Origin of the sequence: Providencia lanzhouensis (assembly GCF_050469745.1) — a bacterium.
GTDB classification, from domain to species: Bacteria; Pseudomonadota; Gammaproteobacteria; order Enterobacterales; family Enterobacteriaceae; genus Providencia; species Providencia lanzhouensis.
Genome location: NZ_CP174123.1, coordinates 418,349 through 442,430, shown reverse-complemented (window position 1 = coordinate 442,430; position 24,082 = coordinate 418,349). Strand labels below are relative to the sequence as shown.

15 protein-coding genes, 1 tRNA gene and 3 rRNA genes are annotated in these 24,082 nt (G+C 45.4%); 4 read left to right on the top strand and 15 right to left on the bottom strand.

Annotated elements, in window-relative coordinates:
• Window positions 1-98: 98 nt before the first annotated feature.
• Window positions 99-893, bottom strand: a complete 795-nt coding sequence (locus ACIH2S_RS02000) for an N-acetylmuramoyl-L-alanine amidase-like domain-containing protein (protein WP_051422797.1) — start codon at window positions 891-893, stop codon at window positions 99-101.
• Window positions 894-1,127: 234 nt separating this feature from the next.
• On the opposite strand from ACIH2S_RS02000, the gene edd reads away from it, so the two are divergent.
• On the top strand, window positions 1,128-2,978 hold the full coding sequence (edd, locus tag ACIH2S_RS01995) for a phosphogluconate dehydratase (RefSeq protein ID WP_108479272.1): 1,851 nt from the start codon (window positions 1,128-1,130) through the stop codon (window positions 2,976-2,978).
• Window positions 2,979-3,003: 25 nt separating this feature from the next.
• Entirely contained in the window at window positions 3,004-3,642 is a 639-nt protein-coding gene (locus tag ACIH2S_RS01990) for a bifunctional 4-hydroxy-2-oxoglutarate aldolase/2-dehydro-3-deoxy-phosphogluconate aldolase (protein WP_108479271.1), read from the top strand.
• Between the two features lie 42 nt (window positions 3,643-3,684).
• Here ACIH2S_RS01990 and aceK read toward each other — a convergent pair whose 3' ends face one another.
• The 8 genes from aceK to ACIH2S_RS01950 all read right to left on the bottom strand — a co-directional run bounded on the left by aceK (window position 3,685) and on the right by ACIH2S_RS01950 (window position 15,490).
• Window positions 3,685-5,427, bottom strand: coding sequence for a bifunctional isocitrate dehydrogenase kinase/phosphatase (aceK, locus tag ACIH2S_RS01985; RefSeq protein ID WP_036955445.1), 1,743 nt, complete (start codon window positions 5,425-5,427; stop codon window positions 3,685-3,687).
• A 108-nt stretch (window positions 5,428-5,535) separates the two neighbouring features.
• Window positions 5,536-6,843 carry an isocitrate lyase gene (aceA, locus tag ACIH2S_RS01980; RefSeq protein WP_187128664.1) on the bottom strand — a complete coding sequence of 436 codons (1,308 nt, stop codon included), beginning with the start codon at window positions 6,841-6,843 and terminating at the stop codon, window positions 5,536-5,538.
• A gap of 68 nt (window positions 6,844-6,911) precedes the next feature.
• On the bottom strand, window positions 6,912-8,510 hold the full coding sequence (aceB, locus tag ACIH2S_RS01975) for a malate synthase A (RefSeq protein ID WP_154599669.1): 1,599 nt from the start codon (window positions 8,508-8,510) through the stop codon (window positions 6,912-6,914).
• 364 nt (window positions 8,511-8,874) lie between these two features.
• Window positions 8,875-9,804 (bottom strand): homoserine O-acetyltransferase MetA, encoded by a 930-nt coding sequence (gene metA, locus ACIH2S_RS01970; RefSeq protein ID WP_036955456.1) that lies wholly within the window; start codon window positions 9,802-9,804, stop codon window positions 8,875-8,877.
• A 464-nt stretch (window positions 9,805-10,268) separates the two neighbouring features.
• Window positions 10,269-10,384: ribosomal RNA gene (gene rrf / locus ACIH2S_RS01965) — 5S ribosomal RNA — on the bottom strand.
• A 142-nt stretch (window positions 10,385-10,526) separates the two neighbouring features.
• Window positions 10,527-13,432: ribosomal RNA gene (locus tag ACIH2S_RS01960) — 23S ribosomal RNA — on the bottom strand.
• Between the two features lie 357 nt (window positions 13,433-13,789).
• A tRNA-Glu gene (locus tag ACIH2S_RS01955) sits at window positions 13,790-13,865 on the bottom strand.
• Between the two features lie 85 nt (window positions 13,866-13,950).
• Window positions 13,951-15,490: ribosomal RNA gene (locus tag ACIH2S_RS01950) — 16S ribosomal RNA — on the bottom strand.
• Together the 16S, 23S and 5S rRNA genes with 1 tRNA gene alongside form the textbook arrangement of a ribosomal RNA operon.
• Before the next feature lie 642 nt (window positions 15,491-16,132).
• On the opposite strand from ACIH2S_RS01950, the gene purH reads away from it, so the two are divergent.
• Together purH and purD are read left to right on the top strand one after the other, a co-directional pair.
• Window positions 16,133-17,722 carry a bifunctional phosphoribosylaminoimidazolecarboxamide formyltransferase/IMP cyclohydrolase gene (gene purH, locus ACIH2S_RS01945; RefSeq protein WP_108479701.1) on the top strand — a complete coding sequence of 530 codons (1,590 nt, stop codon included), beginning with the start codon at window positions 16,133-16,135 and terminating at the stop codon, window positions 17,720-17,722.
• Window positions 17,723-17,737: 15 nt separating this feature from the next.
• Window positions 17,738-19,024 (top strand): phosphoribosylamine--glycine ligase, encoded by a 1,287-nt coding sequence (gene purD / locus ACIH2S_RS01940; protein ID WP_321146317.1) that lies wholly within the window; start codon window positions 17,738-17,740, stop codon window positions 19,022-19,024.
• 316 nt (window positions 19,025-19,340) lie between these two features.
• Here the strand turns inward: purD and ACIH2S_RS01935 are convergent, their stop codons facing one another.
• From ACIH2S_RS01935 to nudC, 6 genes are all read right to left on the bottom strand, one after another.
• Window positions 19,341-20,024: a DUF1481 domain-containing protein gene (locus tag ACIH2S_RS01935; RefSeq protein WP_430247999.1), complete on the bottom strand. Its 684-nt coding sequence runs from the start codon at window positions 20,022-20,024 to the stop codon at window positions 19,341-19,343.
• Between the two features lie 32 nt (window positions 20,025-20,056).
• Window positions 20,057-20,329 (bottom strand): HU family DNA-binding protein, encoded by a 273-nt coding sequence (locus ACIH2S_RS01930; RefSeq protein ID WP_006657071.1) that lies wholly within the window; start codon window positions 20,327-20,329, stop codon window positions 20,057-20,059.
• 199 nt (window positions 20,330-20,528) lie between these two features.
• Window positions 20,529-21,116: a YjaG family protein gene (locus ACIH2S_RS01925; protein WP_036953566.1), complete on the bottom strand. Its 588-nt coding sequence runs from the start codon at window positions 21,114-21,116 to the stop codon at window positions 20,529-20,531.
• 74 nt (window positions 21,117-21,190) lie between these two features.
• The gene (nfi, locus tag ACIH2S_RS01920; protein ID WP_036953569.1) at window positions 21,191-21,862 is read right to left on the bottom strand and encodes a deoxyribonuclease V; all 672 of its coding nucleotides are present in this window, start codon (window positions 21,860-21,862) and stop codon (window positions 21,191-21,193) included.
• A gap of 133 nt (window positions 21,863-21,995) precedes the next feature.
• Complete coding sequence (gene hemE / locus ACIH2S_RS01915) at window positions 21,996-23,060, bottom strand: uroporphyrinogen decarboxylase (protein ID WP_108479697.1); 1,065 nt, start codon at window positions 23,058-23,060, stop codon at window positions 21,996-21,998.
• 88 nt (window positions 23,061-23,148) lie between these two features.
• Window positions 23,149-23,937 (bottom strand): NAD(+) diphosphatase, encoded by a 789-nt coding sequence (nudC, locus tag ACIH2S_RS01910; protein ID WP_108479696.1) that lies wholly within the window; start codon window positions 23,935-23,937, stop codon window positions 23,149-23,151.
• Window positions 23,938-24,082 lie beyond the last annotated feature (145 nt).

Below are 24,082 nucleotides of genomic sequence, written 5' to 3'. Positions count from 1 at the left end.
TTTAAGTTTATTTTAAAAATTAAAATTTATTTAAAATAAGACGGGCGTAATTAACATTAAAAAATAGGTAATTAGATAGCTTAACTTTAAAACCGACTTTATCTAAATACCATAATTCCACTTTTTCCTTGAAGATACGAAAATAGCTCGACATCCATTACCCGTAAATTTTTTCGTTGTGAAGAAGCATGGCGAAATAGCACCTTTTCCCCTTCTCGAATCACAACCCCCACATGGGTAACATCCAATCCTGATGCTGAGGAATAAATACCAATGTAATCCCCTGTTTTTAACTGCTTCAGTAGTGCTCTATCAATAAATCGAGTTGGGACATAACTAATCACTCTTGGTGTTATTTTAACCGTAGCAATAATAGGGTCACCGTTACTTTTTTTATTAAGTTGTTTATTAACAAAAACCGTATGGGGGCTTAATTGAGCCGTTATATCAGAGACAACTTTATGCTCCCCTTCCGCCCAATCAGAAAAGAAATGACGACGTTGATTAAATGCGACTTTTGCATCGACATAACGTACTTTTTCTAAATATGAGGCAAATTGTTCAGCATCATCCGCATGTTTAAAGGCTTCGCTATACTCAATAAATGTCATGCAATCAACGGCTTTTAAATCAATGATTAACCGTTCAGCAGAGAATGCATCCATATTTAAAGTGCGATTGTTGTACGGGGTGCCCAACAAAATAGCAGTGGCATTCGCCATTTTTTGCTCCGCAGAACTACCTTGGCTGGCTGAAATCACCTTCTCTAAAACGCCGTAAGATCCAGTGGTTAAGACCACTTCAGGCACTTCTGTCGCTTGAACGCTGCTTGAGCACAACCAAAAAATACCTAACAGCCACCCAAGCGGATTACGTTTTTTCAACCCAGCCATATTTCCCTACTTGATTTTTATCTCAATGCCATCGACTAACTCATTATAGTTATTATTTATCATTCTGTTAGGCTGAAATGGTCACGATTACTCCCAATTTCTCTCCGATCCTCCTCTTGATTCAGATCACATATATGTCGAAATCTTCATTTTTATCATTGCAACAATTGTTTTTTCATTGAACAATGTTACCGGTAACATAAAGAATACTGTTTGTATAATGGAGCCATTATCATGAGCAAAAATATTTCTGACGTCACGCCTTCAACGAAGGTCAATGACCACATTTTACAGATCACCCAACGTATCATCGAGCGTTCTAAAGAGACTCGAAAAGCCTATCTCGAAAAAATTGAACAGGCTCGTAGCAGTACTGTACATCGCGCTGAATTAGCGTGTGGGAATCTGGCTCATGGTTTTGCCGCCTGCCAAAGCGAAGAAAAAAGCATTCTCAAAAGCATGACCCGTTCCGATATCGCTATCATTAACTCCTATAACGACATGCTTTCCGCCCATCGCCCCTATGACCGCTACCCTGACCAGCTGAAACAAGCATTACTTGAAAATGGCGCCATTGGGCAAGTAGCCGCTGGTGTTCCTGCCATGTGTGATGGCGTTACCCAAGGACAAGATGGTATGGAGCTCTCATTACTGAGCCGCGATGTTATCGCGATGTCCACTGCCATCGGCCTTTCCCACAATATGTTCGATGGTGCGCTCTATTTAGGGATCTGCGACAAAATTGTTCCAGGGCTGATGATGGGCGCGCTCTCTTTTGGGCATCTACCCGCCGTTTTTGTCCCCGCAGGTCCTATGAGCACAGGCTTGCCCAACAAAGAAAAAGTGAGAATTCGTCAGCTATATGTTGAAGGAAAAGTGGATCGTAATGCATTACTTGATGCTGAAGCCGCGTCCTATCACAGCATTGGTACCTGCACATTTTACGGCACTGCAAACTCTAACCAAATGGTGATGGAAGTGATGGGACTACATTTACCTGGCTCTTCCTTTGTTCCGCCTGATTCCCCATTACGTGATGAACTTACTCATGCTGCAGCTCGCCAAATTACACGTCTTACTGAGCAATCAGGAAATTATTTACCGATTGGTAAACTGGTTGATGAAAAAGTCATTGTGAATGGTATTGTAGCGCTTCTGGCAACAGGGGGATCCACCAACCTCACCATGCATCTGGTGGCGATTGCACGTGCTGCTGGCATCATTATCAATTGGGATGATTTCTCTGATCTTTCTGCTGTCGTTCCGCTGATTTGCCGTATTTATCCAAATGGCCAAGCCGATATTAACCAATTCCAAGCGGCCGGTGGCGTTCAATTGTTGATCCGCCAGCTCCTTGCTAAAGGTTTACTCCATGATGACGTTCACACCGTTGCCGGATTTGGGCTATCACGCTATACCCTCGAACCTTGGTTGGACAACGGTCAATTATCTTGGCGTGAAGGGGCAAAAAATTCTTATGATCTTGAAGTGATTGCTGATATTGATCATCCTTTCTCCCATCATGGTGGGACTAAACTACTGTCTGGAAACCTCGGTCGCGCTGTGATGAAAACCTCAGCCGTACCCGTTGAAAACCAAGTGATTGAAGCCCCAGCCATCGTGTTCAATAATCAAAATGATATTGCACCACGTTTTGAAGCTGGTGAATTAGACAGAGACTGCGTCATTGTGGTTCGTTTCCAAGGACCATCTGCGAATGGCATGCCTGAATTACATAAATTAATGCCACCACTCGGGGTATTATTGGACAAAGGCTATAAAGTAGCGTTAGTCACTGACGGACGGTTGTCGGGAGCATCGGGTAAAGTGCCTTCCGCTATTCATGTCACGCCAGAAGCTTACAATGGCGGCTTACTTGCAAAAGTCCAAGATGGTGATTTAATTCGCGTTAATGCATTAACGGGAGAGATTGAGCTTCTCGTGGACGAACAAATTTTATCTGCTCGTCAACCTTATCAAGCTGACCTGAGTGCAGAACGAGTGGGTTGTGGTCGAGAGCTGTTTGGTGCATTAAGACAACATTTATCTGGCGCCGAAGAAGGTGCTTGCAGCATTAATTTTTAATTTATACCGCTTAATAGGATTTATTATGAATAATTGGAAAATGACCGCTGAAGATGTTCTAAAACAAGGTCCTGTTGTTCCTGTCATTGTGATCAAAAAACTCGAGCAAGCCGTTCCTTTAGCAAAAGCCTTACTCAAAGGCGGTATCAAAGTATTGGAAGTCACGTTGAGAACGGAATGCGCTATCGAAGCTATCCGACTGATTGCTGAAGAAGTCCCTGAAGCGATTGTCGGCGCTGGTACTGTCATCAATGCAAAACAGCTAGCAGAAGTGACACAAGCGGGTGCGCAATTTGCTATCAGTCCCGGTTTAACGGACGAGTTATTAGCGGCTGCAAATCAAGGCAGTATTCCATTAATTCCTGGGATTTCCACCGTATCTGAATTAATGGCGGGCATGAACTATGGGCTTAAAGAATTCAAATTCTTCCCAGCCGAAGCCAATGGTGGCGTGAAAGCGCTCAAAGCAATTGCAGGACCTTTCTCTCAAGTTCGCTTCTGCCCAACTGGCGGGATCTCCCTCGCCAATTACCGTGATTATCTCGCGCTAGACAGCGTGTTATGTATTGGCGGCTCATGGTTGGTACCTGAAGATGCTCTGGAAAATGGCAACTACGATAAAATCACCGAATTAGCACAACAAGCAGTGCAAGGTGCTCTGTAATTGTTAAGTCATGAAGTGGGTCATTGACCCACTTTTAATCAACTAAACCGTAGAGATAGTGCGAAAAAATCGACGACAAAAGCGCTGATCTTCCGAGTAAGCAAACACATCTTCGACATACCCATCCAAAATGCGTTTTTGCAGTTTTTGCCAATAATCCGCGCTAAATAAATCTTGATGATGCATCTGCAAATAGTCCCTGACTTTCGGATCTTGGCATAAGAATTGCGCAAACTCTTCGGGGAAAACATCTTGCTCTCGCACACTGTACCAAGGTTCGCCTGAGAGCTCTTGTTCAGGGTAGAGCGGCTCAGGGATATGGCGGAAATTCACCTCGGTCATATAGCAAATTTCATCATAATCATAAAATACCACCCGACCATGGCGTGTTACCCCAAAGTTTTTAAATAGCATATCCCCCGGGAAAATATTGGCGGCAGCCAGCTGCTTGATGGCGCAACCATATTCTTCTATCGCGTGATAAAGCTGCTCATCCGATGCTTCATCCATGAAAATATTCAGCGGGATCATCTTACGTTCCATATAGAGATGACGAATTAATATTTTATCCCCCAAATCTTCAACCTGAGACGGCGCCTCCGCCAGTAACTCGGTCATTAGCTCATCACTGACAAAACGCTTTTCAATAATAAAGTTTTCAAACTCTTGAGTATCTGCCATGCGCCCCACTCGGTCGTGCTCTTTGACCATTTGATAACACTCAAGCACTCGAGCTTTAGTCACCTCTTTTTGTGGCGCAAATTTATCTTTAATAATCTTAAATACTCGATCAAATGATGGCGCCGTAAACACCAACATCACCATCCCTTTCACACCGGGGGCAAGGGTAAATTGTTCTCGTGAAAAGTTTAAATACGCCAAATATTCTCGGTAATATTCTGTTTTACCATGCTTTTGACAACCAATCGCCATATACAATTCAGCGATTGATTTACTGGGTAAAATTTCACGTAACCAGAAAACTAACCCTGCGGGAAACGGGGCGTACACCATAAAGTAGGAACGAGCGAAGCCAAACACGATACTTGCGTCATCAAAGCCAGTTAAACACGCATCTACATACATTTTGCCGTCTTCATTATGGTGAATAGGCAATAAGAATGGGTAAACTTGATGATTGATATATAGCTTCCCAACTAACCATGCAGCTTTATTTCGGTAAAACAACTCATTCGCCACATGTAATTGGGCACTTTGCTCTACAATCTCAGGGAAGCGCTGCCTTAGTGTTTCCACAATACATTCAATATCAAAGGCTAAATCTCGCCACACCAAGCGAATCGGCAACCCGCTTAAGATCCCATTAAATACCGTTTCCATGTTCCCATTAAGCTTATATTCGCGAGCTAATGGCCTCGGTAAGGTGCAAAAGCGCCGAGCAGGTTGTGAAGTAAAGATAAACAGATTTTCTTGGGTTAACTCTCGATGTTGAAACAGTCGGCAATACACTGAATTAAAAAAACTTTCAGCAATTTCAAAACGTGGGTAATCCGGTAGCAATGTCGCATAGACCTGTTTGATCCTCGCCAAATTGTAGGGACTGAGCGATTGCACTAGCCCCATACATTGCAGCTGAGCAACGACAAGCCCCACATGATGGTCATACAGCTTTATCCTTTGTTTCATCGCGTGTTGAACGGCATGCCAATCCCCGCGTTCAAAGCGTTCTTGAGCACCCGATGTGATTTCAAGAAATCGCCCATATTGCGCATCAAAGCCCTGCAAAATGGTTTGAGCGATGATCTGTTCAGTTTCGAGGGTCATCTTCACTCTCCCAATAAAAAACAGGCACTTCCGTGCCTGAAAACTCAAAAGATACACTTATGTCAACACACATACACCGAGCAATAGGAACCGTATATTTCTCCCCGATTAGAATTGCTCTTCTTCAGTCGAACCTGTTAATGCCGTGACTGAAGAGCTCCCCCCTTGAATCACCGTCGTCACCTTATCAAAATAGCCAGTTCCCACTTCTTGCTGATGAGAAGAGAAGGTATAGCCTTTATTGATAGCGGCGAATTCACATTCCTGTACTTTATCAACATAGTGTTTCATTCCCTCGCCTTGCGCGTAAGCGTGGGCAAGGTCGAACATGTTGAACCACATGCTGTGAATCCCCGCCAAGGTAATAAACTGGAAGCGATAGCCCATATCTGACAACTCTTGTTGGAAACGAGCAATGGTGCTATCGTCCAAATTTTTCTTCCAGTTAAATGAAGGCGAACAGTTATAAGCCAATAATTTACCAGGGAATTTAGCGTGAATTGCCTCAGCAAATTGACGCGCAGCTTCCAGATCTGGCTTGGAGGTTTCACACCAGACTAAATCAGCATAAGGGGCATAAGCTAAGCCTCGGCTAATCGCTTGCTCTATCCCTGCCGTGGTACGGAAGAAGCCTTCGGCCGTACGCTCACCAGTGATAAATGGCTCATCATAAGAGTCACAATCTGATGTTAATAAATCAGCAGCGTCCGCATCCGTTCTAGCAACTAAGATAGTAGGAACACCTGAAACATCCGCCGCTAAGCGTGCCGCAACTAATTTTTGAATTGCTTCTTGGGTTGGAACTAAGACTTTCCCGCCCATATGGCCACATTTTTTCACTGCCGCCAATTGATCCTCAAAGTGCACCGCCGCTGCGCCCGCTTCAATCATATGCTTCATCAATTCAAACGCATTCAGAACCCCACCAAAGCCAGCCTCTGCATCCGCGACGATAGGTAAAAAGAAATCAATATATTCTTTATTATCGGGACCAATGCCATTCGCCCACTGAATTTGATCCGCACGACGGAATGTGTTGTTGATCCGCTGAACCACGTTAGGCACTGAGTCTACAGGATAGAGTGATTGGTCAGGGTACATGCTGGATGCCGAGTTCGCATCTGCCGCAACCTGCCAGCCAGAGAGATAAACAGCTTCAATCCCCGCTTTTGCTTGTTGCAATGCTTGCCCGCCAGTTAATGCACCTAATGCATTTACGTAGCCTTTCTTCGCGCCGCCATTCAGCTGTGCCCAAAAGCGTTCAGCACCTTTACGAGCTAATGTATGCTCAGGGTTGACCGAGCCACGTAATTTGATCACTTCTTCCGCCGTATATGGGCGCGTGATGCCTTTCCAGCGTGGTTTTTTCCACTCATTTTCCAATTGAGCAATCTGTTCTAAGCGCGATGTTGTCATGATTTACATCCTTTCTTGTTATCTGTCTTTGTAGGGTAATTGAGTGCTATCTCTATTCTTCAAGTTGGCTAATCAAGCAATTGGTAGCCCGGTATAGTTAAGAACTCGATCAATTCATCTTGGGTTGTGATTCGGCGCATCAACTCACTAGCTTCTTTGAATCGCCCACTTTGAAAACGATGGTCGCCAAGCTCTTTCTGGATGACTTGCAACTCTTCATCCAGCATCTCTTCAAATAACTCTTTAGTGACTTTCATGCCGTTCGATAGTGATTTGCTATGACGGATCCACTGCCAAATTGATGTCCGCGAAATTTCAGCCGTTGCCGCATCCTCCATCAAACCGTAGATAGGCACACAGCCATTTCCTGAAATCCATGCTTCAATATATTGCACCGCCACTCGAATATTGGCGCGCATACCCGCTTCGGTTCTTTCGCCCTCACAAGGTTTTAGTAGCTGCTGCGCTGTAATTTCATCATCATTTTCACGTCGGATATTCAGCTGGTTTTTTCGCTCACCTAATGCTTCGTTGAAAACCGCCATGACGGTGTCTGCCAAACCTGGGTGTGCAATCCATGAACCATCATGACCATTGCGCGCCTCCAGCTCTTTGTCCGCTTTAACTTTGGCGAGAATGGCTTGATTTTCCTGCGTATCTTTGCTTGGAATAAAGGCGGACATTCCCCCCATCGCAAATGCTCCGCGACGATGACAGGTTTTGATCAGCAAACGTGAATAGGCGCTTAGAAATTCCTGCGTCATTGTCACCGACTGCCTATCAGGTAAAACGCGGTCAGCGTGCTCTTTCAATGTTTTGATATAGCTGAAAATGTAGTCCCAGCGTCCACAGTTAAGCCCAACAATGTGATGACGCATGTGGTACAAAATTTCATCCATCTGGAAAACCGCAGGGAGTGTTTCAATTAATACCGTGGCTTTGATAGTGCCGCGTGGTAAGCCCACATAATCTTCTGCAGCGCTAAATACATCGCTCCACCACTGAGCCTCCTGCCAAGATTCCAGTTTCGGAATATAGAAATAAGGACCGCTACCCTTCGCCAGTAATGCCTGATAGTTATTGAAAAAGTAGAGAGCAAAATCAAATAGCCCACCGGGGATCGGTTGATTATCGACAAGCACATGTTTTTCATCTAAATGCAGTCCACGCACTCGAGCTATCAATACGGCTGGGTTAGATTTCAGCTGATAAACTTTGCCATTTTCATTGGTATAGGAGATTTCGCCAGTGATCGCATCTCGTAGGTTAATTTGCCCGTCGATCAATCTTTCCCATGATGGCGATAGAGAGTCTTCAAAGTCAGCCATAAATACTTTTACGTTAGCATTCAATGCATTGATCACCATTTTCCGATCAACTGGCCCAGTAATTTCTATGCGACGATCTTGTAAATCATCAGGAATATTTTGAATTTTCCAGTCCGAATTTTTAATGGAATTAGATTCCATAATGAAATCAGGTAAATCACCTGCATCAATCTCTTTTTGACGATGCACTCTGTCTTTGAGTAGCTGCTCTCTTCTTGGCAAGAAACCTTCGACAAGATAAGAAAGAAAGCCAATAGAATCAGAACTTAATATTTGTTTTGCTTGCTGAGAAAATGCTTTCTTGAAGGTTAAATCTGAAATAGATAACTGCTGATCCATTGTTTTTTCCTCATTCATGGCTGGCTATGAATTAAGAGTAAACTTAAAAAACAAATAAATCAAAAACGGTTTCCATTTTAATTTATAATCAACATATCATATTGATTATAAAGTAATTAGATGAATTTATTATTTTGTTCTTAATTTCTATCTCTAAAAATAAAATGTTAAATATAAGTTAAATCATGAAGTTATGTATAAGTCGAAATTTTCTTTTGAACAAAGAAAATGAGTAAGCAGACAAAAATTGATTTTTTATTCATCTAAAAAATGGGAGGAATTTTGATTTAAAGGCTAAATAATTTTGATTACTCAGCCTTATATTCTGAGATATGACCAGTTAGCTGGCATTAAGTGAGTTTTTTTAATCTAATGTTGGTTCCATATGAGTAAGATCGAATGGTGTGATCTGATACACATAATAATTCAGCCAATTGGAGAATAACAAGTGACCATGACTACGCCAACGAACTTCCGGCGAATTATTCGGATCATCATTTTTGAAATAATTACACGGTAATTCAGGTGTGATCCCGGCATCCACATCACGCCAATATTCTTGAGATAATGTTTCCGCATCATACTCAGGATGCCCCGTGACAAAGGCCAAACGCTTATCTTTTGATGCAAATAAGTACGCTCCCGCTTCCGGTGAGCTGGCTAAAATATCAAGGTCTGTGTTCTGACGAATATAGTCTTCAGGGAAATCGGCATAACGGGAATGCGGCGCATAAAAAGAAGCATCAAATCCGCGAGTTAATAACGCATAAGGCTCTAATGTTTCGTGTGAATATACGCCAGAGAGTTTCTCTTTGCGGGTTAATTTAGGTAAATCATACAATACGTTAAGTGCAGCTTGAACCGCCCAGCAAACAAATAATGTTGAAGTCACATGCTCTTTTGCCCATGCAATGACCCGCTCTATTTGTTCCCAATAACACACGTCAGCAAATTCAACTAAGCCGAGCGGAGCACCTGTTACAATTAATCCATCAAAATTTTGGTGTTTAATATCTTCAAAATCACAGTAAAAATTGTTCAAGTGTTCAGTTGGCGTATTCTTAGATTCTCGCTGATCAATGCGTAGAAGCTGGATATCGACTTGCAATGGCGTGTTTGATAGTAACCGTAAAAATTGGTTTTCAGTTTCAATTTTTTTCGGCATTAGGTTCAGTATCAGTACTTTCAAGGGACGGATCTCCTGAAGGCTGGCTCTTGTCGTGGTCATGACAAAAACATTTTCTTCACGCAAGAAATTAACTGCTGGTAGCTCATCAGGCAGGCGAATTGGCATGGTTCATCCCCTTAAATATACTTTGTACGTTTAGACTTCTAGAATGCTAAACAATCTAACTAATGTGACTCTACTTGTCGAGCGTTTCAAAGCAAGTTGAAATAATTTCAAGCGATGGTTGGTGTATTAGGAATATTAAAAGTCTAGCAAACTAGTAACTTAATGATATTCAGACTTTTTATTACAACTTAATAGCTAAAATGGCTTAGACTTTTTTGATCTGAAGTAGAGAGGATTTTAAGACTTATGATTTCTTGAATCATGATTTTTGGGTGGTAGTTTTTGCATAGTGGCCTTTAAATACAGGCATCCAGAGAGTAAGAACAACGAAATTAGTGAGATCTGAAGGGGGCTGTTTCGATAATCACGCTTCAAAGGATGACTATCTTGCCTTTTATCACCTATTTTTTAGGCCCCCAAACGCAAAAAAGCCACCCATTGGGTGGCTTCTCGGCTAATTTAATGTCTGGCAGTTCCCTACTCTCACATGGGGAGACCCCACACTACCATCGGCGCTACGGCGTTTCACTACTGAGTTCGGCATGGGGTCAGGTGGGACCACCGCGCTATTGCCGCCAGACAAATTCTGTTTATTCCCGTCTAAGTTTTCTCTTAAACCAGAATATCAATCCTGAACAAGCTGTGTGTCCTTCACCTTCCGGCTTCTCACTTTCTTTGAAAATCAACTTAATCTCTCATCCCGAAAACACCTTCGGTGTTGTCAGGTTAAGCCTCACGGTTCATTAGTATTGGTTAGCTCAACGTATCGCTACGCTTACACACCCAACCTATCAACGTCTTAGTCTTAAACGTTCCTTTAGGACCCTTAAAGGGTCAGGGAAGACTCATCTCAAGGCAAGTTTCCCGCTTAGATGCTTTCAGCGGTTATCTCTTCCGCACTTAGCTACCGGGCAATGCCATTGGCATGACAACCCGAACACCAGTGGTGCGTCCACTCCGGTCCTCTCGTACTAGGAGCAGCCCCTTTCAATCTTCCAACGCCCACGGCAGATAGGGACCGAACTGTCTCACGACGTTCTAAACCCAGCTCGCGTACCACTTTAAACGGCGAACAGCCGTACCCTTGGGACCTACTTCAGCCCCAGGATGTGATGAGCCGACATCGAGGTGCCAAACACCGCCGTCGATATGAACTCTTGGGCGGTATCAGCCTGTTATCCCCGGAGTACCTTTTATCCGTTGAGCGATGGCCCTTCCATACAGAACCACCGGATCACTAAGACCTACTTTCGTACCTGCTCGAGCCGTCACTCTCGCAGTCAAGCTGGCTTATGCCTTTGCACTAACCGCATGATGTCCGACCATGCTTAGCCAACCTTCGTGCTCCTCCGTTACTCTTTGGGAGGAGACCGCCCCAGTCAAACTACCCACCAGACACTGTCCGCACCCCGGATTACGGGGCTACGTTAGAACATCAAACATTAAAGGGTGGTATTTCAAGGTTGGCTCCACGCAGACTGGCGTCCACGCTTCAAAGCCTCCCACCTATCCTACACATCAAGGCTCAATGTTCAGTGTCAAGCTATAGTAAAGGTTCACGGGGTCTTTCCGTCTTGCCGCGGGTACACTGCATCTTCACAGCGAGTTCAATTTCACTGAGTCTCGGGTGGAGACAGCCTGGCCATCATTACGCCATTCGTGCAGGTCGGAACTTACCCGACAAGGAATTTCGCTACCTTAGGACCGTTATAGTTACGGCCGCCGTTTACTGGGGCTTCGATCAAGAGCTTCTCCTTACGGATAACCCCATCAATTAACCTTCCAGCACCGGGCAGGCGTCACACCGTATACGTCCACTTTCGTGTTTGCACAGTGCTGTGTTTTTAATAAACAGTTGCAGCCAGCTGGTATCTGCGACTGGCTTCAGCTCCATGAGTAAATCACTTCACCTAATGCCAGCGTGCCTTCTCCCGAAGTTACGGCACCATTTTGCCTAGTTCCTTCACCCGAGTTCTCTCAAGCGCCTGAGTATTCTCTACCTGACCACCTGTGTCGGTTTGGGGTACGATTAATGATAATCTAGAGCTTAGAGGCTTTTCCTGGAAGCGGGGTATGAGCTACTTCGCCACCGTAGTGACTCGTCATCAGACCTCAGCATATAGTGAACCGGATTTGCCTAATTCACCTGCCTACATCCTTAAACCGGGACAACCGTCGCCCGGCCAGCCTAACCTTCTCCGTCCCCCCATCGCAATTATCACCAGTACGGGAATATTAACCCGTTTCCCATCGACTACGCATTTCTGCCTCGCCTTAGGGGTCGACTCACCCTGCCCCGATTAACGTTGGACAGGAACCCTTGGTCTTCCGGCGTGCGGGTTTTTCACCCGCATTATCGTTACTTATGTCAGCATTCGCACTTCTGATACCTCCAGCAACCCTCACAGGTCACCTTCACAGGCTTACAGAACGCTCCCCTACCCAACAATATTTACATATCGCTGCCGCAGCTTCGGTGCATAGTTTAGCCCCGTTACATCTTCCGCGCAGGCCGACTCGACCAGTGAGCTATTACGCTTTCTTTAAATGATGGCTGCTTCTAAGCCAACATCCTGGCTGTCTGAGCCTTCCCACTTCGTTTCCCACTTAACTATGACTTTGGGACCTTAGCTGGCGGTCTGGGTTGTTTCCCTCTTCACGACGAACGTTAGCACCCGCCGTGTGTCTCCCGTGATAACATTCTTCGGTATTCGTAGTTTGCATCGAGTTGGTAAGTCGGGATGACCCCCTAGTCGAAACAGTGCTCTACCCCCGAAGATGAGTTCACGAGGCGCTACCTAAATAGCTTTCGGGGAGAACCAGCTATCTCCCGGTTTGATTGGCCTTTCACCCCCAGCCACAAGTCATCCGCTAATTTTTCAACATTAGTCGGTTCGGTCCTCCAGTTAGTGTTACCCAACCTTCAACCTGCCCATGGCTAGATCACCGGGTTTCGGGTCTATACCCTGCAACTCATTCGCCCAGTTAAGACTCGGTTTCCCTACGGCTCCCCTATACGGTTAACCTTGCTACAGAATATAAGTCGCTGACCCATTATACAAAAGGTACGCAGTCACACCATAAAGGTGCTCCCACTGCTTGTACGTACACGGTTTCAGGTTCTATTTCACTCCCCTCGCCGGGGTTCTTTTCGCCTTTCCCTCACGGTACTGGTTCACTATCGGTCAATCAGGAGTATTTAGCCTTGGAGGATGGTCCCCCCATATTCAGACAGGATAACACGTGTCCCGCCCTACTCGTCGAGTTCACAACACCAACACCTTCGGATACGGGGCTATCACCCTTTACTGCCGGCCTTTCCAGACCGTTCTCCTGATGCTAATGCTGATTAAGACTCTGGGCTGCTCCCCGTTCGCTCGCCGCTACTAGGGGAATCTCGGTTGATTTCTTTTCCTCGAGGTACTGAGATGTTTCAGTTCCCTCGGTTCGCTTCGTTTGACTATGTATTCATCAAACGATAGTGCAACGAATTGCACTGGGTTTCCCCATTCGGAAATCGTCGGTTGTAACGGTTCATATCACCTTACCGACGCTTATCGCAGATTAGCACGTCCTTCATCGCCTCTGATTGCCTAGGCATCCACCGTGTACGCTTAGTCGCTTAACCTCACAACCCGAAGGTGTCTTTTCGTGTCATTCTGATAAGTAATGGCTGCGCGTGCATCCATTCTGTGTTGGGCAGTGCTCGCAATGCTCACATACTAATGTATGCTGCGCTTGCTGTGCGCTGTCCGCCTTGAATGGCTGACTGCTCGCTCATTACGATTTACCATCGTAACAGAGAACATCTTCAAGTTGAGATTTTTGAGAGACTCTCACATTGTTTAAGCGATAAACAATGTGCGTTGTTTTCAATTTTCAGCTTGTTCCAGATTGTTAAAGAGCATAATTGTTAAACCAACTACAACGTAATTGGCTTAATCATTATTTGTGGGGAACGTCTTTCACTCATTCTCCGCGCAATTGGCGTCCCCTAGGGGATTCGAACCCCTGTTACCGCCGTGAAAGGGCGGTGTCCTAGGCCTCTAGACGAAGGGGACACTACAGTCAGCTTCGCAGACGCGCTTTTTGCTCTACTTTCTATCAGACAATCTGTGTGAGCACTTCACAAAAACACTTCAATGGTAAGGAGGTGATCCAACCGCAGGTTCCCCTACGGTTACCTTGTTACGACTTCACCCCAGTCATGAATCACAAAGTGGTAAGCGCCCTCCCGAAGGTTAAGCTACCTACTTCTTTTGCAACCCACTCCCATGGTGTGACGGGCGGTGTGTACAAGGCCCGGGAACGTATTCACCGTAGCATTCTGATCTACGATTACTAGCGATTCCGACTTCATGGAGTCGAGTTGCAGACTCCAATCCGGACTACGACGTACTTTATGAGTTCCGCTTGCTCTCGCGAGGTCGCTTCTCTTTGTATACGCCATTGTAGCACGTGTGTAGCCCTACTCGTAAGGGCCATGATGACTTGACGTCATCCCCACCTTCCTCCGGTTTATCACCGGCAGTCTCCTTTGAGTTCCCGACCGAATCGCTGGCAACAAAGGATAAGGGTTGCGCTCGTTGCGGGACTTAACCCAACATTTCACAACACGAGCTGACGACAGCCATGCAGCACCTGTCTCAGAGTTCCCGAAGGCACTAAAGCATCTCTGCTAAATTCTCTGGATGTCAAGAGTAGGTAAGGTTCTTCGCGTTGCATCGAATTAAACCACATGCTCCACCGCTTGTGCGGGCCCCCGTCAATTCATTTGAGTTTTAACCTTGCGGCCGTACTCCCCAGGCGGTCGATTTAACGCGTTAGCTCCGGAAGCCACTCCTCTAGGGAACAACCTCCAAATCGACATCGTTTACAGCGTGGACTACCAGGGTATCTAATCCTGTTTGCTCCCCACGCTTTCGCACCTGAGCGTCAGTCTTTGTCCAGGGGGCCGCCTTCGCCACCGGTATTCCTCCACATCTCTACGCATTTCACCGCTACACATGGAATTCTACCCCCCTCTACAAGACTCTAGCTGACCAGTCTTAGATGCCATTCCCAGGTTAAGCCCGGGGATTTCACATCTAACTTAATCAACCGCCTGCGTGCGCTTTACGCCCAGTAATTCCGATTAACGCTTGCACCCTCCGTATTACCGCGGCTGCTGGCACGGAGTTAGCCGGTGCTTCTTCTGTTGGTAACGTCAATCGCTGATGATATTAGCATCAACGCCTTCCTCCCAACTGAAAGTACTTTACAACCCTAAGGCCTTCTTCATACACGCGGCATGGCTGCATCAGGCTTGCGCCCATTGTGCAATATTCCCCACTGCTGCCTCCCGTAGGAGTCTGGGCCGTGTCTCAGTCCCAGTGTGGCTGATCATCCTCTCAGACCAGCTAGGGATCGTCGCCTTGGTGAGCCATTACCTCACCAACTAGCTAATCCCATATGGGTTCATCCGATAGCGCAAGGACCGAAGTTCCCCTGCTTTGCTCCTGAGAGATTATGCGGTATTAGCTACCGTTTCCAGTAGTTATCCCCCTCTATCGGGCAGATCCCCATACATTACTCACCCGTCCGCCGCTCGTCAGCGAGAAGCAAGCTTCCCCTGTTACCGCTCGACTTGCATGTGTTAGGCCTGCCGCCAGCGTTCAATCTGAGCCATGATCAAACTCTTCAATTAAAAAGCTTGATGCTCAAAGAATGTTACTGTCGTTTGATTTCCGAAGAAACCAAATTACCTATTAGTTCATATATATGAATTAACGTGTTAGTCACTCTTCAAGACTTAAAATCAAATATTTTTTGATAGTGTCCTGTGAGTGCCCACACAGATTGTCTGATAAATTGTTAAAGAGCGGTGCGACATTTCTTGAGAAATTCGACTCAGTTTTTATCAACTTAGGTCGTTGTCGCGAGGTGGCGTATATTACGCTTTCCTCATTGAGAGTCAAGTATTTTTTTACTTAATCTTTTCAGATTCTCTCGCTGCCGGTTCAGTGTCCATCGCGCTTTGCGTTGGCTTGTTCCCGGTCAGTGGATGCGCATTATAGGGAGTCGCAGAAATCCTGCAACCCTTTTTTTAAGATTTTTTACGGTTTTTAGTTCAACTGCTGCATTCCACAGCAAAACCCCTATTTATACCTACTTACACACAGATTTATCCACAGACTGAAAAAATAGTGAAAATAGTTCGCGCATTACGCAAACGTTTGCGCTACAATTAGCGCGAAAATTCGGCATTGATTTTATTTTGATGCTCTGAAATTGTTAGTGACTTATATATAGATATTGCTTCTTTATCCAAATCCAAGGGATCTATCTCATGCAACAGCTTCGTCCTATTCGCCGTGCCCTGCTTAGTGTGTCTGATAAAACAGGGGTTGTTGAATTCGCTAAGGCGCTTTCTCACCGTGGTGTTGAACTGCTTTCTACCGGTGGAACCGCTAAATTACTAGCAGAGCAAGGCCTTAAGGTCACTGAAGTTTCAGATTACACAGGTTTTCCTGAAATGATGGATGGTCGCGTTAAGACTCTGCACCCGAAAGTTCACGGTGGGATCTTAGGTCGTCGCGGTAAAGATGATGCCATCATGCAGCAGCATGACATTGCACCTATTGATATGGTGGTTGTGAACCTTTATCCATTTGCTCAAACCGTCGCAAAACCAAATTGCACATTAGAAGACGCCGTTGAGAATATTGATATTGGCGGTCCAACCATGGTTCGCTCCGCAGCGAAGAACCATAAAGATGTGGCTATCGTGGTTAACAGTAATGACTATGACAAAATCATCGAAGAGATGGATAACCACAAAAATTCGCTGAATTGGTCAACACGCTTTGACTTAGCTATTAAAGCGTTCGAGCACACAGCAGCTTATGACAGCATGATTGCCAACTACTTTGGCGAACTGGTTGCCCCATATCATGGTGATACTACTCAGCCATCAGGTCGTTTTCCTCGTACCCTGAATTTAAACTTCATTAAGAAGCAAGATATGCGCTATGGCGAAAACAGCCATCAAGATGCGGCTTTCTATATAGAAGAAAATCCAAAAGAAGCGTCGATTGCCACTGCGAACCAAATTCAAGGTAAAGCGCTTTCTTATAATAATATCGCAGACACCGATGCAGCTCTGGAATGTGTAAAATCCTTTGATGAGCCAGCTTGTGTTATTGTTAAGCATGCTAACCCTTGTGGTGTTGCCATTGGTGACAATATCCATGCCGCTTATGATAAAGCATTCAAGACTGACCCAACCTCTGCATTCGGCGGCATTATTGCTTTTAACCGTCAATTAGATAAAGCCACCGCAGAAGCCATCATTGAACGCCAATTTGTTGAAGTGATCATTGCCCCTTCTATTGCTGAAGACGCGTTACCTTCTTTATCTACCAAGCAAAACGTGCGTGTTCTGGTATGTGGTGAGTGGAGTAAACCTGTTGCAGGTTTAGATTTCAAACGCGTGAATGGCGGTTTACTGGTTCAAGATCGTGACTTAGGTATGGTCGAAGCGGAAGATTTACGCGTCGTAACCACACGCCAACCTACGGAACGTGAGTTAAAAGATGCGCTGTTCTGCTGGAAAGTGGCGAAATTCGTGAAATCAAATGCGATTGTTTATTCGAAGAACGACATGACTATCGGTATTGGTGCAGGACAAATGAGCCGCGTGTACTCTGCTAAGATTGCAGGGATCAAAGCTGCCGATGAAGGTTTAGAAGTTGCTGGTTGCGCAATGGCATCCGATGCATTCTTCCCATTCCGCGATGGTATCGATGCCGCAGCCTCTGTAGGCGTTACTTGCGTTATTCAACCAGGTGGATCTATTCGTGATGATGAAGTGATTGCCGCTGCCAATGAACATGGCATCGCAATGATCTTTACTAACATGCGTCACTTCCGTCACTAATTGCTAGGGGTTTCTATGAATATACTGATTATTGGTGGTGGCGGTCGCGAGCACGCTTTAGCATGGAAAGCCGCACAATCTCCATTAGCAGATAAAGTGTATGTTGCGCCGGGTAACGCGGGTACTGCACTGGAAGCTGCACTGGAAAATGTCGATATCTCAGCAACTGACATTGATGGCTTACTGCAATTTGCCAAAGACAAACAAATCGGTCTAACCATCGTAGGTCCAGAAGCACCATTAGTTATCGGTGTGGTCGATGCATTCAAACAAGCTGGTTTAACCATTTTTGGACCAACTCAAGGTGCTGCGCAGTTAGAAGGCTCGAAAGCGTTCACCAAAGATTTCTTAGCGCGTCACAAGATTCCGACCGCAGCTTATGAAAACTTTACTGAAATTGAGCCTGCTTTGGCTTATTTAGATAAAGTTGGCGCACCTATCGTTATCAAGGCTGATGGTTTGGCTGCTGGTAAAGGCGTGATTGTGGCAATGACGCTGCAAGAAGCCAAAGATGCCGTCCATGATATGCTGGCTGGCAATGCATTCGGTGATGCCGGTCATCGTATCGTTATCGAAGAGTTCCTTGATGGCGAAGAAGCGAGTTTCATCGTCATGGTGGATGGTGAGAATGTCATTCCGATGGCAACTAGCCAAGATCATAAACGTGTTGGCGATGGTGATACTGGGTTAAACACTGGCGGTATGGGTGCATATTCACCTGCGCCAGTGGTGACAGATACGGTTCATCAACGTGTCATGGAGCAAGTCATTTATCCAACCGTTAAAGGGATGGATCAAGAAGGGAACCGTTATCAAGGTTTCTTATATGCAGGTTTGATGATTGATAAAGCGGGTAACCCGAAAGTCATCGAATTTAACTGCCGTTTTGGCGATCCAGAAACTCAGCCAATTATGATGCGCTTACAATCTGATTTAGTCGCTCTGTGTTTAGCGGGTGCTAAAGGCGAACTCGCAGGTAAAGATTCTCTTTGGGATGAACGTCCAGCGCTCGGCGTCGTGATTGCGGCAGGGGGATATCCAGGTGATTATCGCAATGGCGATGTAATTTCGGGTCTACCAACGTCAGAAGCCGCTGATAGCAAAGTGTTCCACGCAGGTACCAAGCTCAACCAAGCAGGCGAAGTCGTCACTGCCGGTGGTCGCGTTCTGTGTGTCACTGCATTAGGTAACGACATCGCAAAAGCTCAAGCTAAAGCATACGAAGTTGCCAAAACCATCAATTGGTCCGACAGCTTCTATCGCAACGATATCGGCTACCGCGCTATCGCCCGCATTAAGTAATAGAAACAAATAATCCCAAAGCTGATAAGAGGAAACTTTTATCAGCTTTTTTATTGCCTATCTTTCTATCTTTCTATCTTTCTATCTTTCTATCTTTCTATCTTTCTATCTTTCTATCTTTCTATCTTTCTATCTTTCTATCTTTTTATTTTTTGAACTTGTTTTGCCTTTGACCTTCACACCGCCAATGGCTCTAAGTATTTCGAATCACAGCAAAGCTGCAAGAGAGAGAATCTCTAGGAGCATACATAAGTATGTGACTAGGGTGAACGAACGTAGCAATACAGCTGTGGTTCGAAAGACGACGAGCGGTGACCTACAAAGAATCTTTACTAGGTTGCCAATTGCAGAAGTTGGTATCCGCCACCATCAAAAGCTGAGTGCCCTCTGGCGACTCCAGCCACGCCAAATTCAGCTCTTTCATCCAGACTTTGGCTCTATCATCTAGCCATTTCTGTGCATACGGTTCGAAAGTAACATCGCGCTTTTCACCATCACAAGTGGTGATTTTACCTTGCTTCCAATACCCTTGATGTAGTTCTACACCACCCACTATCAACGCGGTATTGATATTCAGGATACGGTCAGCTTCAAAACGCCAGCGGTTAATTTCATCAGAGGAAAGCGGGGTTTTGATATTATTTTGCGCGCGCTGCATAAACACAATTTCATTATCTTTACTAAAGCGCAGTTGTTCAGTGATGTTGTTATCCCCTTGATTGAGGACTTGGCTGCGGATCTGCCACAATTTACCATCACGATATTCGAAGAAATTGACGGAGGTGTCGGTTCTTTTATAGGGGCTATACACCACCATTAAGACCAACGGCTGACTCTTCGCATCATTCAGTCTCCACATTCGGATTACGCCTTCATCGGCAATAAATCCGCTGGCACTAAACTCAGGGAGTCGAGGCGAATTAGAAGAACAGGCGCTTAGTATTGAGACTGCTCCCAACACCAGCAACCTTTGGCGAATAAACAAAAGGGGTAACTTCATACCCCCTCTGATAATTCTCGTAGACAATGTACTTATTTTACAGCGTCTTTCAGTGCTTTACCGGCAGAGAATGCTGGTACAGTTGTTGCAGGAATTTGGATTTCTGCTTTAGTTTGTGGGTTACGACCGGTACGAGCTGCACGGTGGCTAACTTTAAAAGTACCGAAACCGACCAGTTGTACTGCTTCGCCGCTTTTCAGAGAATCTGAAATTGCGCTCAGAGTTGCTTCTAAAGCTGCTTTAGCTTGAGTTTTAGTCAGATCTGCTGATTCTGCGATAGCATCAACTAATTCAGTCTTGTTCATAAATTATCCTTACACAGTGTGTTTATCGTTTGCAAAGCATCGAGTGCGTCGGATATGCCAGATAGACAGCCCCTGATACACGCCCCCGATAGCCACTTCTTCTCGCCCCTAAATGTAGAACAGAGTAGGGGTAAATGTGAAGTCTTAGTACACAGCATTACTGCTTTAAGTCACGTTTTCGCACTTAAAAGTGCAAAATTTACGCGACAGTAATGCCGATATTGCTGACACCCGCTTCGCGGAGGTCAGATTTTAATCCTTTAATTAACTCTAAGTCTCGTTCTTCGCAAGCGGCTAATAAGCGGAAAATATCCCATTGAATGTCCCACTCTTCTTCCACAGCAGGCACCACTTTTAGCTCTTCATCGGTCATTTCACGCCCTGCTTGGGTCATTTCAAGCATAGCAACAGTACGAATCGATGCTTCACTGACTAAGATTGCGTGCTCAAGGGTTTCACCACTCAGTTTTGCATGAATGAGTTCACCTAAAGCAATACAAGCGTCGATAGCGGGATAAACACCGTACATATCGAAGTCATCGGCGACTGGAATAATTTCTTCTAACTTCTCTAACTGATTGTCGAAATTGACTTTGCTATCTTTGATAACCAAGGTTTCCCAAACTAAATCAAGGATGGCACGATAAACCTTCGCATCAGCAAATTCAGTTTGCTGGCAAAACATTTGATAATTAGGATACATTCTCTCGCACAGGGATGCCATGAAGGTCATATGCTGCCAGCTTTCTAGTTTCTCTAACCTCAAATGAATAGGATTTCTTAACATAATTTCTGACTCATCAATCTCAATACTTCGCAGTTTACCTGAAAATCTGCCAATGCCACATATTTTGCTGATAATTAGCCAATTTTCTCATTCATTCGCTTAAAAAATGTGCGATTCGAAGCGATTCCATCAGCAAAACGGGTCGGTTCTGGCAATCTATACCCCTGAATACACCGTTTTACCCACTCTAGCGAGGAAATAAAACTGACTTTGTGACCCGGAGAAAGATATAAAGGATTACAGCGTTTCTTACTGCGATAAACCCATCCTAATTGCTCTTGAGCCACTTTCAACATTTCGACGCTTTCAGGTTCAGCATTGAGTTCAACATCATCACCACATAAACGGCTTTTTGCTACCCCTATCGTTGCGACATCGGCCAACAATCCGAAATGGCAAGCCACACCAAAACGCCGCGGATGAGCAATACCTTGACCGTCCACCAGCACTAAGTCGGGCTTTTGTTGGATTTTTTCCCACGCAGCCATTAACCCTGGGACTTCACGAAACGAGAGCAACCCGGGTATATAGGGTAACTGAGTTGGGATCCGTGCTATTTGATACTCCACCAATTGCAGCTCAGGCCATGAAAGCACCACAATCACCGCGCGAGTGACGGTACCGTCTTGCTCAAAACCGACATCCGCACCACCAATAAAACGCGGCGGGACAAATTCATCATTCAGAATGACTTGTTGAGCTAGCTCTACCTGCTGTTGTCGCAACTGCTGAGTATCAATTGCCATCACGGAACCATTATTAATAAGGATTAATCATAGATGATAATGATGTACTTACAAGATCCTGTAAATACACCACACATTGAGAGGTTCAAATCGAGATAAAACACCAAGTTCTACCTCGATTATGCCTTGGCGGCTACTGATGATATTGACGAGAGAAACGGTGAACCGCGTCCACAAACGCACCCGCATGTTCAGGCGCCACATCTTGATGAATACCATGACCTAAATTGAAGACATGCCCTTCACCTTGACCAAAGCCTGCTAAAATGTGCTGCACTTCTTGTTCAATACGCGCAGGTGGTGCATATAACATTGAAGGATCCATATTGCCTTGCAGCGCCACTTTGTCACCAACGCGACGACGAGCATCCGCAATTTCGGTCGTCCAATCCAAACCTAGCGCATCACAGCCTGTTGCCGCCATCTCTTCTAACCACTGCCCGCCACCTTTGGTAAACAGGGTCACAGGCACACGACGACCGTCATTTTCACGAATTAAGCCATCAACAATTTTGTGCATGTAGCGCAAGGAGAATTCCAGATAATCACGCTTAGTCAGCACGCCGCCCCACGTATCGAAAATCATCAGGGATTGAGCGCCTGCGCGCACTTGAGCATTCAGATACAAAATCACGCTATCTGCCAGCTTATCCAGCAGTAAATGCAGCGTATTTGGATCTTCATACATCATTTTTTTGATTTTAGTGAACGCTTTGCTGCTACCACCTTCAACCATATAGGTCGCTAATGTCCACGGGCTACCCGAGAAACCAATCAGTGGCACATCGCCATTTAAGGCTTTACGAATGGCACGAACCGCATCCATCACGTAGCCCAGTTCCATTTCCGGATCGGGAATTGGGATGTTTTTAACATCGGCAGCGTTCTTGATTGGCTTTTCAAAACGTGGGCCTTCGCCAGTTTCGAAATAAAGCCCCAGCCCCATTGCATCAGGGATGGTCAGAATATCAGAGAATAAAATTGCGGCGTCTAATGGAAAACGACGAAGTGGCTGTAACGTGACTTCACACGCTAACTCAGTATTTTTACACAAAGCAATAAAATCACCAGCTTCTGCACGAGTTGCTTTATATTCTGGTAGGTAACGCCCTGCTTGACGCATCATCCATACTGGGGTCACATCTACAGGCTGACGTAGCAACGCACGTAGATAGCGGTCATTTTTCAACTCAGTCATTATTTACTCCATTATTATTGTGGCCGCCGCAAATGGCTAAGGCGCCATATTATACCAGCAAAGGGAAACAATATCAGCGCCAGCGCAATTACTGGTTATCTTCATCAAATTGACGACATAACACCACGCTATCTTCTATTAATCGCCGAGCAATCGTATCTCCCGGCGGGATCAGCGGCAGGTCATTATAGTGATACCAGTTAGCGCTCACTAACTCTTTGGGGTCAACTTGAATATCCCCACTATCATAATCAGCTAAAAAGCCCATCATCAATGAGTGTGGGAATGGCCAAGGCTGGGAAGAGACATAACGAATATTGCGCACTTTTATATGGCTCTCTTCCATCACTTCGCGCGCGACCGCCTCTTCTAAGGTTTCCCCCACTTCCACAAACCCTGCTAACACCGTGAACAGCGGGTTTTGTGAATGGCGACGATGCTGTGCCAGCAAAATATGATCATCGCGGCGAATACCGACAATAATACACGGGGCGATTTGCGGATAATAACGCTCATGGCAGTGGTCGCACAGACATGCCCATTCCGTTGAACTGTGGCGCATCGCCGTTCCGCAATATCCACAGTAACGATGAGAGCGATAAAACTCCGCGAGTTGAACACCCCGTCCGGCTAGGCGAAATAGCCCTTCATCTTGAGAAGCCACCACGCGAGGCGAAGCCATATCTGATGGCATTTTTTCAGCGATCAGCCAAACAATTTCCCCCTGCCACTCACCGATCGGCGTCGCAAGTTTTCCTGTTAATCCGAACTGCTGTGCAGCACCTCTAGGCACATCTCCTTGGGGCAACCACAGTCGCCCCGCAAAGCAGACAAACCACCAGCCGCTTTCCGTTCCTGCTAATGTGTGTTTATTCATTCTGTTTCTCTATTTCAGCATGCTGAGTTGCGGTTAAAGATACGCTTGTTTTATAGATTGTCATACAACCGTTTGATTCGTCACTACCCTTTCGCAATTTTGACACTTTTTAGACATTTAAAAGTCACCGCGTCTAAAAAGTGTC